General features: G+C 56.4%; 10 protein-coding genes. 5 read left to right on the top strand and 5 right to left on the bottom strand.

What is annotated here, in order from left to right; translation table 11 throughout:
* Positions 1-62: 62 nt before the first annotated feature.
* The 5 genes from FHS72_RS01010 to mnmH all read left to right on the top strand — a co-directional run bounded on the left by FHS72_RS01010 (position 63) and on the right by mnmH (position 5913).
* Positions 63-986: a DMT family transporter gene (locus FHS72_RS01010; protein ID WP_183524212.1), complete on the top strand. Its 924-nt coding sequence runs from the start codon at positions 63-65 to the stop codon at positions 984-986.
* 158 nt (positions 987-1144) lie between these two features.
* Positions 1145-2284: a phosphoserine transaminase gene (locus FHS72_RS01005; protein WP_183524209.1), complete on the top strand. Its 1140-nt coding sequence runs from the start codon at positions 1145-1147 to the stop codon at positions 2282-2284.
* 76 nt (positions 2285-2360) lie between these two features.
* Entirely contained in the window at positions 2361-3956 is a 1596-nt protein-coding gene (gene serA, locus FHS72_RS01000) for a phosphoglycerate dehydrogenase (RefSeq protein WP_183524206.1), read from the top strand.
* Positions 3957-4063: 107 nt separating this feature from the next.
* Positions 4064-4849 (top strand): metallophosphoesterase, encoded by a 786-nt coding sequence (locus FHS72_RS00995; RefSeq protein WP_183524203.1) that lies wholly within the window; start codon positions 4064-4066, stop codon positions 4847-4849.
* Positions 4801-5913: a tRNA 2-selenouridine(34) synthase MnmH gene (mnmH, locus tag FHS72_RS00990; protein WP_343042621.1), complete on the top strand. Its 1113-nt coding sequence runs from the start codon at positions 4801-4803 to the stop codon at positions 5911-5913. The genes FHS72_RS00995 and mnmH overlap by 49 nt, the downstream gene beginning before the upstream one ends.
* Here the strand turns inward: mnmH and selD are convergent.
* The 5 genes from selD to FHS72_RS00965 are packed head-to-tail and all read right to left on the bottom strand — an operon-like array spanning position 5897 to position 12689.
* Positions 5897-8065, bottom strand: coding sequence for a selenide, water dikinase SelD (gene selD, locus FHS72_RS00985; protein WP_183524197.1), 2169 nt, complete (start codon positions 8063-8065; stop codon positions 5897-5899). The genes mnmH and selD overlap by 17 nt on opposite strands.
* 24 nt (positions 8066-8089) lie before the next feature.
* A complete protein-coding gene (locus tag FHS72_RS00980) occupies positions 8090-8635 on the bottom strand; it encodes a pyridoxamine 5'-phosphate oxidase family protein (RefSeq protein WP_183524194.1) in 546 nt (181 codons plus the stop codon).
* Positions 8628-9662: a lipocalin-like domain-containing protein gene (locus tag FHS72_RS00975; RefSeq protein ID WP_183524191.1), complete on the bottom strand. Its 1035-nt coding sequence runs from the start codon at positions 9660-9662 to the stop codon at positions 8628-8630. The genes FHS72_RS00980 and FHS72_RS00975 overlap by 8 nt, the downstream gene beginning before the upstream one ends.
* Positions 9652-11982, bottom strand: coding sequence for an ABC transporter permease (locus FHS72_RS00970; RefSeq protein ID WP_221235301.1), 2331 nt, complete (start codon positions 11980-11982; stop codon positions 9652-9654). The genes FHS72_RS00975 and FHS72_RS00970 overlap by 11 nt, the downstream gene beginning before the upstream one ends.
* A gap of 47 nt (positions 11983-12029) precedes the next feature.
* On the bottom strand, positions 12030-12689 hold the full coding sequence (locus FHS72_RS00965; protein ID WP_183524185.1) for an ABC transporter ATP-binding protein: 660 nt from the start codon (positions 12687-12689) through the stop codon (positions 12030-12032).
* Between the last annotated feature and the right edge of the window lie 37 nt (positions 12690-12726).

Below are 12726 nucleotides of genomic sequence, written 5' to 3'. Positions count from 1 at the left end.
GCACAGTAGGACTGTCCAATTACAAACAACTCGTGAAAACCGAACGCTTAAGGAATTTCAAAATGGCGACCATGACTGAACGCACCCGAGGGACGCTAGAGATGGCTGCTGCCATGTTTTTGTCCGGCACATTAGGGTTTTTCGTCGTTGAATCCGGTCAGGGTGCTTACAACGTCGTCTTCTTTCGCTGCCTCTTTGGCGCAGGGTTCCTGTTCGCCTTCTGCCTGGCACGCGGGTTTCTGAGGAACACTGGCCTGACCCGCATGACTTTACTGATGACCTTGGCGGGGGGCATCGCCATCGTTGCCAACTGGGTTTTGTTATTCAGTTCTTATGCGATGGCGTCCATATCGGCTTCGACTGCCGTGTATCATACGCAGCCGTTTTTCTTGTTGCTGATCGGCGCAGTCATTCTACGCGAAGCCATTCCCCGCAACAAAATCACATGGATCGTTGTGGCCTTTGTGGGCGTGATGATGGTTGTGAATATCGACCTATCGTCGCTGTCGTTCTCTTCTGATTATGTTGCTGGTCTGGGATTAGCTTTGTCTGCTGCGGTTCTTTACGCAATTGCCACGATGATCACGAAGCAACTGAAAGGTATCCGTCCGCATGTGATCGCGTTAATCCAAGTCAGTCTTGGTGCTGTGTTACTGCTACCTTTCGCAAACTTTGGCGCGCTTGGCGCAATTGAAGGCGTCCAGTGGGGCTACCTGGTTATTCTTGGCGGGGTCCATACCTGCTTGATGTATATCTTGCTGTATTCAGCGTTCCAAAAACTACCGACAGCGGTCATTGCTGTGATGTCATTCGTCTATCCCGTTGTCGCGATTGGCGTTGATTACATTTTTTACGATCAATCGCTCAGCGGTAGTCAGCTAGCGGGGATTGGCTTGATTATGTTTGGTAGTTTTGCAGTTAACCAAAACTTGCCGCTGAAACCACGCTTTGGTGCAGCCCCGAAACCAGCGGCCGATACCAAGTGAATACAATCGGAAACAACGCCCCGGATACTGCAGAGTTTCACTGCACTGCCCCACGAACGTTCCAACTTTGCCTATTGCTGTTCTCTCAACTTCTGCGTATCCCGCCAAGTGGGACACCCTTCCCCAACGAAGGGCATTTATCTGTGAGGATACCAGCAATGGTTACGACACCACCGGCAGTGCGCCCGGCTAACGCACGTTTTTCTTCTGGCCCATGTGCCAAGCCCCCCGTATTTTCTTTGGACAAGCTTGCTGACGCGCCTTTGGGCCGCTCGCATCGTGCCGCTGTTGGCAAGTCCAAACTGGCTGAGGCGATTGACCTCACCCGCGAGATCCTTGGCGTGCCTGCGGATTACCGCATCGGCATCGTCCCTGCGTCGGACACTGGCGCGTTTGAAATGGCCATGTGGTCCATGCTGGGCGAACGCCCTGCCGAAATGGTCGCATGGGAATCGTTTGGCGCAGGTTGGGTCACTGACGTGGTCAAGCAACTGAAAATCGAAGCAAAGACACACACAGCTGATTACGGTCACATCGTTGATATGTCCGCGCTGAACTATGACAATGACGTTTGCTTTACGTGGAACGGCACAACATCCGGCGTGCGGATGCCAAACGGCGATGCGATCCCTGCGGACCGCGCTGGCCTGACATTGTGCGACGCGACGTCTGCGGCATTCGCCCAAGACCTGCCTTGGGACAAACTGGATGTGACGACTTTCTCTTGGCAGAAAGTCATGGGCGGAGAAGCCGCACACGGCATGCTGATCCTGTCGCCACGCGCTGTTGAGCGTCTGGAAAACTACACACCTGCATGGCCGTTGCCAAAGATTTTCCGCATGACCAAAGGCGGCAAATTGATTGAAGGCATCTTTAAGGGCGAAACCATCAACACGCCGTCGATGCTGGCTGTTGAGGATTACCTTGTCGCGCTGAAATGGGCGCAAGACATCGGTGGCCTGAAAGCCCTGCAAGGTCGTGCCAACGCCAACGCGCAAGCGATCTTTAACTTCTGCGATGCAAACGACTGGATCGCGAACTTGGCTGAAGACGAGGCGACACGCTCGAACACATCTGTTTGCCTCAAGTTCACAGACGACCGGATTACCGACGGTGCGGCCTTCGCCAAAGCCGTTGCAAAACGTCTCGCCGACGAAGATGTCGCGCTTGATATCGGCGCCTACCGCGACGCCCCTGCCGGCCTGCGGATCTGGTGTGGTGCGACGGTGGAAACATCCGACATCGACGCCATGTTGCCATGGCTGAAATGGGCGTTCGAAGCTGAAATCGCAGCGTAACGCCACGAATTTTCTAGAAAATTCGCCACCCCGCTGATGGGGTGGCACATTCCCCTTATGTTGAAGGACCATACCAATGGCCGCTCCTAAAGTACTGATTTCCGACAAACTCTCTGCCGCTGCTGTTCAGATTTTCAAAGACCGTGGCATCGACGTTGATTTCCAGCCAGACCTTGGCAAAGACAAAGACCTGCTGCTGGCCGCGATCCCGCATTACGACGGTCTTGCGATCCGCTCTGCGACCAAAGCGACCCAAAAGATCATCGAAGCCGCCACAAACCTGAAGGTCATCGGCCGCGCAGGTATCGGCACCGATAACATCGACAAAGAAGCCGCGTCTAAAGCCGGTATCATCGTCATGAACACGCCATTCGGCAACATGATCACAACCGCCGAGCACGCTATTGCGATGATGTTCGCTGTTGCGCGTCAAATCCCAGAAGCATCCGCGTCCACACACGCTGGCAAATGGGAAAAGTCCAAATTCATGGGTGTTGAGCTGACAGGCAAAACGCTGGGCGTGATTGGTGCGGGTAACATCGGCGGGATCGTTTGCGACCGCGCCAGAGGTCTGCACATGAAAGTCATGGCCTACGACCCGTTCCTTGGCGAAGAAAAAGCCGCTGAAATGGGCGTGAAAAAGGTCGAATTGGACGAATTGCTCGCCAATGCTGATTTTATCACATTGCACGTCCCGTTCACGGATCAGACGGCCAACATCTTGTCCGCCGAGAACATCGCGAAGACCAAAAAAGGTGTGCGGATCATCAACTGTGCCCGCGGTGGTCTGGTCGATGAAGAAGCTCTCGCTGAAGCGTTGAAATCCGGCCACGTGGCTGGCGCTGCGTTCGACGTGTTCGCTGTCGAGCCTGCAACTAACAGCCCGTTGTTCAACCTGCCAAACGTTGTCTGCACACCGCACTTGGGTGCTGCCACAACCGAAGCGCAAGAAAACGTCGCCCTCCAGGTTGCCGAGCAAATGTCCGACTACCTGTTGACGGGTGCTGTTTCCAACGCGCTGAACATGCCGTCCGTGACTGCCGAAGAAGCCAAGATCATGGGCCCGTGGATCAAACTATCCGGCCACCTTGGTAACTTTGCGGGTCAAGTTAACGAAGAGCCGATCACAGCGATCAACATCTTGTTCGATGGCGAAGCATCCGACATGAACCTCAAAGCACTGACCGCTGCTGTCATCGCAGGCATCATGAAAAAGGCGAATCCAGATACAAACATGGTCTCTGCCCCCGTCATCGCCAAAGAGCGCGGCATTCAGGTATCCACAACAAAACAAGACCAATCTGGCTCTTATGACGGCTACGTTAAAGTAACTGTTGTGACTGAGAAAATGGAACGCTCTATCGCAGGGACTGTGTTCAGCGACGGCAAGCCTCGCTTTATCCAGATCAAAGGCATCAACCTTGACGCCGAGATCGGTGAACACATGCTTTACACAACCAACAAAGACGTACCGGGCATCATCGGCTCATTGGGTCAAACGCTGGGTGAACACAACGTTAACATCGCGAACTTTACCTTGGGCCGCTCTGCCGCGCGCGACCAAGCTATCGCGCTATTGTACGTCGACGAAGAAGTCACTGCACCCGCTTTGAAAGCGCTGGCCGACACGGGCCTGTTCCAAAAGATCAAGACGCTCAAATTCGAAGTCTAAATCAAAGGGCCGCTCTTCACGGGGCGGCCCTTTCGCCTTGATCTGTTTTTGTATATCCCAGCCTTAGCAGCGTGCGACAGGCGCACCGGCAACGAGGACACGACCAGATGATCTATGCGATCGGCGACATTCACGGCCAAATTGAAATGCTCGATCATGCTTTGGACCTTATCACGCAGGACGGCGGGCCAGACGCGGATATCGTATTTCTGGGTGATTACACCGACCGTGGCCTGAACAGTTGCGCTGTGATCGACCGCCTGATCGACGGCAAAGCATCCGGCAAAAACTGGCGTTTCATCAAAGGCAACCACGACCGGATGTTCACCAATTTCGTGACGATGGGCAAACAGCACGACCCGCTTATCGCACCCGGCCTGAATTACCTGAACCCACGTATCGGCGGCACAAATGCAATCGCGTCTTATGGTGTGACAGGCGAACCGATCTTCGCGGCGCACACCCGTGGCGAATTGGAAATTCTCCTGCATTTTCAAACAGACCAGGGTGCATTGACGCCAGACCAGTTACAGCAGGAAACAGCGAAAGCCGTACCTGCGGCTCATGTCGATTTCGTGAATAACCTGCCGTTGTGGATCGAAACCGACGACCTGATTTTCGTCCATGCGGGCATCAGACCGGGCGTTGCTATGGCTGATCAAGACCCCGAAGATCTGCTTTGGATTCGTGAAGGTTTTCTCGAAGACACCACCGATCACGGCAAGCTCATTGTCCACGGCCACACTGCCCTTGATGCGCCAACCCATTTTGGCAACCGCATTGATCTGGACGCTGGTGCAGGTCGCGGCGGCGCGTTGATCCCTGCAGTATTTGATGGACGCGAGTGTCACATCTTGACCGACAACGGCAGGGTGCCACTGACACCGGCATAACTCGCGCCATGCCCCTGACATTTACCACATTAAACGACATATTGGCGAACGCTGCGGACACGATTATCGACGTCCGCACGCCTGCCGAATTTGCCGGGGACCACATTCCCGGCGCGATCAATCTACCCGCGTTGTCAAACGACCAAAGGGCTGAAATCGGCACGATGTATGTGCAAGACAGCCCGTTCAAGGCCCGCAAACGCGGCGCTGCGATGGTCGCACGGAATGTTGCAGATCATCTCGATGGGCCATTGCGGGACAAAGACGGCGGCTGGCAACCGCTGGTGTATTGCTGGCGTGGCGGGCAGCGGTCAGGGTCGTTTGCGTCGATTTTGCAGCAGATCGGCTGGCGGGCTGAAACCATCGCGGGCGGCTATCAAACATTTCGCCGCTTGGTGCATCAGTATCTTTACGAGACGCCACTGCCGCATCGGATCATTCTGCTCGATGGGAACACCGGAACAGGCAAAACCGCACTCCTTGCGCGGCTCAGATTGCAAGGTGTGCAAGTGATCGACCTCGAAGGACTGGCCCATCATCGCGGATCAATGTTGGGTCAAATGCCCACGCCACAACCCTCACAAAAGGCGTTTGAAACAGCGCTGGCTTGTGCCTTGGTACGTTGCGATCCAGATCAGCCAGTGATCATCGAAGCCGAAAGCAGCAAGATCGGCCGGATCAATCTGCCTCCATCGCTATGGTCCGTAATGTGCGCGGCGCCGCGCGTGATGATCTCTGCCAGCCTTGATGCGCGGGCCGCGTTCTTGGCAAATGCCTACGCGGACGTCACCGCCGATTTGGACGACCTGCGGCAGCGTTTACAGCCGATGCGCTATATCAAAAGCCACGCGACGGTGAACGCGTGGGAAGATTTGCTCGACGCCAATAATCTCAAAGCACTGGCAGCATCCTTGATGCAGACGCATTACGATAGCGCATATGACAAAGCGCGCGATGGGCACGTATTTGATCTAGTAGGGCATATCCATGCGGAAACCTTGGATGATGCAGGGCTCGCAAAGGTCACAAATCAAATTGCAGCGCTGATTAATCCTGCAGGATGATCCGTCCGACCTGATCAGTGATGGTCCCAATAATTGCAGCTGGGTAGCCTTCGTTTTGCAGCCGATCCACTAGCTTTTGCGCCAATGCCGCATCAACCGCGGCCAACAAGCCACCAGCTGTCTGGGGATCAAACATAAGCTCCGACAACGCACAATTGGTCGCCTTAACACCCGCAACATCAGCGCGGTTCGTCGCGAAAAGAGATGATTGTACACCCGATTTAACCAAGTCCAATGCGCCATCCATCACCGGAACCGCTGCGAGATCGACCATAGCACCAACGCCAGACGCTTCGCATATCCCAGCCAAATGCCCCGCCAGCCCGAAACCGGTCACGTCGGTCATAGCGTGTGCGTCGGCCAAAATACCGGACGCTGCGGTTTGGCCTTCGGTCATATGCGCAAGCGCCGCCGCCACATCCGCGCCCGCCGCTTTGCATTGCATCTCCGCTGCCATGATGACACCCGATCCGATAGGTTTCGTCAGGATCAATGCGTCACCGGACTTTGCACCAGCAAGCGTGATCGCACGCTTTTCGACCAATCCTGTGACTGTGAAACCGATGGTCAACTCGTCCCCCTGCGACGTATGCCCACCCACAATCGCGGCCCCCGCGTCGGTCATCACATCATGCGCCGTGACCATGATTTCCGCCAGAGTGCGTTCTTGCAACGCCGCCGACATGCGCGGCAAGATGATCGTCACCGTCGCCGCCTGTGGCTTGGCCGCCATTGCCCAAACGTCGCCCAGCGCATGAATGGCGGCGATGCGTGTCATCACGACCGGATCGTCCACCATGGCGCGTAGATGGTCCGTCGTCATGACTTGGGTCGTATTACCCGTAGTCAAAATCGCGGCATCGTCACCGAGCGCTGAGAGTACATCAGCACGTTTGTCATCAGGCAGTTTAGCAAGAGCATGACGCAGCGTACCGCGCCCAACCTTAGCACCGCAACCGCCACACATCGGGCGGTCGCCCAGCACATCGCGCAGGCCATCAGCGACCGTCAAAGGCACCTCCGGTTGCGCCATCGGCGTCAGCCCCACAAATTGGTTCATGAATTTGCGGTCGATATGGTTCTTGAGCTTCCACAAAAGCGGCCCCTGGAGTGCCGTCCCAAATCTCTCGGCCAGCGCGGATTTATCACCGAGTGAGATCAGCTTGAGGTAGTCATTTTGTGGCTTGTATGCCCGCAATTCGCCGCCAGATAATCGCGCCCGTAGATTGTCGAACAGCACAGGTGCCTCGCGCACGGCATAGACGCCCGCCTTTGGGCGCGGATCAAAGCTAAGATGTGCGCAATCGCCAACAGCAAACACGTCTTCGTTGCTTGACTGCAGGGCACTATTCACGCTGATAAAACCTTCGTGGATGTCCAAATTCAGACCAGCCACCCAGTCATGCGGTTTCGCCCCAGCAGCGCCCGTGGTGAAGTCCGATTTGATAGTTTCACCGTCCGATAACAAGATACCATCGGCAGTGATTTCGGTCACATCGGCGTCTTCAATTAATGTCACGCCTTGGTCTGCCAGCGCTACGAGCATCTTTTGCTTCGCGACATCACGTAGGTCTTTCAAGACCTTACCCCGGTCCACCAACTGCACGACGGCATTGGCAGATCCATCGCGGCGCAATGCATGTGACATCGCCATCGCCAGTTCGGCACCCGCAACGCCACCGCCGATAATCGCAATATGTGGGTCTTTGGTGTCCGCGCGAAACGCATCCCATTTCGTCGCAAAATGACCCAACGGTTTGGCCGGAATGGCGTGATCGGTGAAACCCTGCAATTGCGGCATCGTTGATGTGATACCTACGTCAATCGCGGTGACGTCATATGCAATCGGCGCGCGCTCCGGCACGCGGATCAACTTGCTCGCCACATCGATATGGTTAACCGCGCCCAATATCACTCGCGCACCCGCAAATCGCGCCAACTGCACGAGGTCGATATCCAACTCTGCGCGTGTATAATGACCCGCCACGAACCCCGGTAGCATCCCAGAATAAGGCGCAGTCGGCCCCGGATTAATCACCGTCAGACGCACACCGGGTAGCGGCTTCATCGCCCAAGATCGCAGCACAAGTGCATGGGTATGGCCACCGCCAACAAGGACAAGATCACGTGTCTGGGGAAACTGATTTTTCATAACAGTTTGATAACCCTCGCCATGTTAAGGAGCCAACCAGTTTCCCGCCCAGTCACCAACCTGTGAGAACGCAGCGCGGCGATGAATATCGCCCAAATAGACCGCGTCAATATGCGTTGCCTCACAGGACAGAACCGCAAAAACGTCAGCATTCGGGGTCTTGGTGTAAGCTGTGCTGTCGGGGATAATCTGGCCAGGGGCGGGCGTTATACCGTAGCTGATTTTTGAGTGATCGGGAACTGCGGCCCACCGATCCAGAACTTGCGGACCACTGAGGATCGCAACCTTGGCTTGCACCCTGATTTGCAGAGATGTGGCATCATCCCATAGCAGGATACTGGCGTTAGGATGCGCCCGTAGGCTGGTTATTTTATCCGACTGAAGGTCTGTGTAAATTTCCAAGGTCCGCGTCGCCCGGTCGGCATGGCGCAGCACGACAGTGCGCACCTCGGGCAGTCCATCGACACTGATCGTACCCAGCGCCACCAAGGCATTGTTATCCGCGCTCGTGCAAAGACGATCCCAGACCATATCTTGGGTGCCGTTCAGTGTCTCGAACCAGTTATTCATAGCCTGTCATCTCCAAATATCCGCGCCCCGTGTGGCTGCCTTCAATCCGAACTGGACCCTCCCAATACGGAACCGAAGTCTGCATCCACGCATCGCTATTTACTGCCGTCACCGTCGCGTCGACACCACGATCCGGCAATTGAACACGCCAAGTCGTCGGGACCGTGGCCCCAGATGTTGCTGATGTTTCAAGAGCCTCTGCCCGAAATGCACCATCAGGGTAAGCTGTCGTCGTACCATCTGCCGCGATCCACGTGGCCGACGAATACGCCGTCCCATCAGATTGCCGCAGCAGAAATCCCATCATCTTGGCCCCGTCATCAAACGACAGTGAAAACCAATCCCAACCCGTCTGGTCCGCCGCCAATGGCTGAGACGACCATTCGCGATCAAGCCAGGCACTGCCCGTCACGGCAACATCGCCGTCAGGCAGCGTCAAAGTGCCCGCAATATCGAAATACGGTTGCGAATAATAATACGATGCCTGTCCGCCAGCCGACTTCACCGAATAGCCGTCATCACCATGAAAAATCAGTGGCCCTTGTGCGTTCAGGTCCATGTCATAGGCAAAATCCGTGCCGCTCGCGGTCATCGCCATCGTTTGCCAATCACCACTGAACTGCCAATCGTCAATCCACGCGCTGAACGGCGCGGCGGTCACGCCTGCTTGGCCAATGCCGCCGCGTCCGATGCGTTCACTCACGTAGTGATCCGTCGACGTCGTCACAGCAGCGTGGCCCATCCACAGTTGCGGTGCGGTCCAACCAGAGCCCGTTTCAGGTGCAAGCGCAGAGCGAAACAACGTCCACTGCAAACCGTAATCGGTGCCGTCATCCGCCTGTAAATTTGCGGTCAGATACCACCACTCAATGCGGTAATTATCGTGCGGGCCGTGATCCGTTGGGAAATCGAATGTGGGCGCGGGCGTCGGCAACCCAAACCCATCCGCAGCACCACCAAGCCCTGCAAAACCTTGGGCGTTTGCCGCGAATGGCGTCAGTGCGAGGACGATGATCTTAGCGTTCATTGGAAAATACCTTGAGCAAACCAGCAGGCGGCGTTCGCGCAAGTCTGATCGCGGGCCATAGCGACGCAATCGCCGCCGCGAGAACCGCAAAACCAAACAGACGCACATAATCCCACGGGAATAGGTACATCGGCAACTGCCAGCCAAACGCCGCGACATTCACAACCGCCAGCAATGCCCACGCCAGCGCGAGACCAAGCGGTAGTGCAATCACCGCCGTCAAAAGCGCGAGCAAAACGGCCCGAATGACTTCGAGCCGCCCGAGTTCTGCACGCGTCATTCCAACCGCCCAAGCAGGGGACAATTGCGGGACGCGCATCGTCGCGAGGGTCAGCAGGCTCATCAATATAGCAAAGGCGGCAACCGCCAAGGTCAGCACATTCAACGCCGTGGTCACAACAAATGTCCGGTCAAAGACGTCTAGCGAGAACGCCTTGATTCCCGCTTGGTTAATCATCTGCGCGTCGGGAATCCCCACGTCGTCACGTAAAATCGAGCGCACACGGTTCACGTCAGCTTCAGGAACCCGTACCCCAAACCGCAACGGTCCGACGTCAGGATACAGCTTTACAAACAGGTCTTCACCAATCACCGCCTGTCCAATCGGATTGCCATAATCACCGTAGACACCGACAATGGTCAGCGGCACAGCGTCCAGCATGACCTGATCCCCAACGTTCAATCCCGCCCGCCTGAATAACTGTTCGTTAATCAAAATCGCCTCGCCCGATGCAACCTGATCCCAAGGCAGATCAAGGCTATCCAACAGCACCCAAGTGTCGCGATAAGTGTCATGGATGCGGGTTCCAAAAACCTCAGTCGGGATGCTTGCGATAGGCATCGTCACCGACTGGATCGGTAGGATCACGTCGACTTCAGATGCGATACGTTCCGTGATCTGCGCGGCCTGATTGGCGTCTGCAGCCGTGACATATAGCTCCGATGACAGACGTTGATCGAGGAACCCAACAAAGGTCAGCCGGAAACTGCTGACCATCGTGGACACACCAACATTCGCGGCCATCGCCAGTAGCAACGCCATCAACGCGAGCGACAAGCCCGGTAATTGCTGGCGCGTATCGGCCCAGAACCATTGCCCCACGACGCCACGTGCGCGGTTGGCGCAAAACGCCAGAACCGCACTGAGGATGATAGGCAAGCCAAGCGCCGCGCCGATGAGCAGCGCTGCCAACATCGCAAATCCGGCGATAAGACCCTGCGCCGTCGCGGCTAAAATCAGCGTTGCAATGATCAAGATCGCTGCCAACCCGCCCTGCACCTTTGCGCGTCTGCCCGCCGCCATCGCCATCGCACGCGGTTGGGCGGCGGCAAGCAACGGCATCCGGCTCAATTGCCACAAGGCGCCAGTCGCGGCCAATGCGGTTCCGCCCAGCGCAATCGCGAGGCCCGAAATCCACCAGCTTGGGCGCAATTGCAACGTGCCAGCAACCGACGCGCCATAGAGGCCGTTCAACGTCGCGGCCACTCCTGGCAACAGCATTCCGGCGATCACATAGCCCAAGGCGACGCCGATAATGCCTGCTAGTAAGGCCATCAGCATCAACTCCACTGCAATCAACCCAATCAACGCCCCAAGCGGCACGCCAAGCGCACGCAAGGTCCGCACAACAGGGCGGCGCTGCTCGAACGCCAGCCCAATCGCGCCGTTCACAATGAAAATTCCAACAGCAAACGACAACAGCCCAAAGGCGGTCAGGTTCAGGTGAAAGCTGTCGGTCAGCTTGCCCACATCCGAACCAGCGGCAGCGGCGCGGCGGATAAGGTTCGGGGCGACTTCACGTAGAGCAAGCTGCCTCAGCGGCTGATCCGGCGCGACAATTAATAAATCGACTTCACCTGCACGGTCTAACATCCGTTGCGCCACGCCAATGTCGGTATAGGCTACGTTCGGCGCAAGGTCCGGTGCGACAGACCCCGTGACATCGAGCGCAGCAAGCGTCTCTACCGTACCATAAACTTGGCCCCGCCCAGACAGAAACGCCCCAATATCAGCACCGTCGGCCAGATTAACTGGCCCAAGACTGCTCGGCGCGGTCAATGGTTCGATCCCGATCAAGCGCACGCCGTTGATCTGCCCTTCAATTACCGGACTGACAAGCCAGCCAGCACGGCGTAGCGCTACATAAGTCTCTAGCGAGATCGGCTGGTCATCACCACTGACAAGCTGGTCATACCCCGCCTCACCCAAGGTCGCAGCGGCACTATCGTAACTTGCACGGGCCTCGGTATTGACCGCCTGCACCCCCGACCAAAGCGCGGTTGCCAGAGCAAGCCCTGCCAGCAGCGTGAACAATTGCATAGGGTTACGCCACCAATGCGACAAGAGTGCGGAAAGGGCTGCTCGTGTCACGCCGCAACCTGCCCTGCTCGCAAGTGTACCCGCCGCGACAAGCGTTCTGCCAAAGCTATCGAATGCGTAACCATCAACAGGCCCGCGCCTGCGTCAGCCACCAGATCTAACATCAACGACATCACATCATCAGCCGTGGCTTCGTCCAAATTACCAGTCGGCTCATCCGCCAAAACCAGCTTTGGCCTCGGTGCCAATGTCCGTGCAATCGCAACGCGCTGCTGCTGGCCACCTGACAACTGCTCGGGATATTTCCGCAAATGCGCGGTTAATCCCATGCGATCCGCCAAATCCGCGTTCCACTTCGGATCATCTCGACCAGCAAGCCTAGATTGAAACGCTATATTGTCGGCGACACGCAAACTGGGGATCAAGTTAAACTGCTGAAACACAACGCCCACGGTCCCGCGCCGCAACGCCGCACGCCCGTTATCATCCATAGCAGCAATATCTGCAGAATTAATCATAATCTGCCCCTGATCTGGCGTATCAAGCCCACCAATCAGATGCAAAAGCGTGCTCTTCCCGCTTCCGCTTTCGCCCGTCAGCGCGAGACTTTCGCCCGCTTCTAGCGCCAGATCGACGCCGCGTAGTACGGTGAAGGGACCGTCTGCGGTATGAAAGGTTTTGTGGATATCTGTGGCGGTCAACAACATACGATTAGTCCTTTGAAACAGACTTAGCACGCGAGCC

Source organism: Yoonia ponticola, assembly GCF_014199395.1.
GTDB classification, from domain to species: Bacteria; Pseudomonadota; Alphaproteobacteria; order Rhodobacterales; family Rhodobacteraceae; genus Yoonia; species Yoonia ponticola.
The sequence above is the reverse complement of the archived record's forward strand: the minus strand, read 5'-3'. Positions and strand labels throughout refer to the sequence as shown.

Excerpts from the sequence above, each read along its gene's own strand:
- FHS72_RS01010 (WP_183524212.1), top strand. The coding sequence starts at position 63 with ATGGCGACCATGACTGAACGCACCCGAGGGACGCTAGAGATGGCTGCT.
- FHS72_RS01005 (WP_183524209.1), top strand. The coding sequence starts at position 1,145 with ATGGTTACGACACCACCGGCAGTGCGCCCGGCTAACGCACGTTTTTCT.
- serA (WP_183524206.1), top strand. The coding sequence starts at position 2,361 with ATGGCCGCTCCTAAAGTACTGATTTCCGACAAACTCTCTGCCGCTGCT.
- FHS72_RS00995 (WP_183524203.1), top strand. The coding sequence starts at position 4,064 with ATGATCTATGCGATCGGCGACATTCACGGCCAAATTGAAATGCTCGAT.
- selD (WP_183524197.1), bottom strand. The coding sequence starts at position 8,065 with ATGAAAAATCAGTTTCCCCAGACACGTGATCTTGTCCTTGTTGGCGGT.
- FHS72_RS00980 (WP_183524194.1), bottom strand. The coding sequence starts at position 8,635 with ATGAATAACTGGTTCGAGACACTGAACGGCACCCAAGATATGGTCTGG.
- FHS72_RS00975 (WP_183524191.1), bottom strand. The coding sequence starts at position 9,662 with ATGAACGCTAAGATCATCGTCCTCGCACTGACGCCATTCGCGGCAAAC.
- FHS72_RS00970 (WP_221235301.1), bottom strand. The coding sequence starts at position 11,982 with ATGCAATTGTTCACGCTGCTGGCAGGGCTTGCTCTGGCAACCGCGCTT.
- FHS72_RS00965 (WP_183524185.1), bottom strand. The coding sequence starts at position 12,689 with ATGTTGTTGACCGCCACAGATATCCACAAAACCTTTCATACCGCAGAC.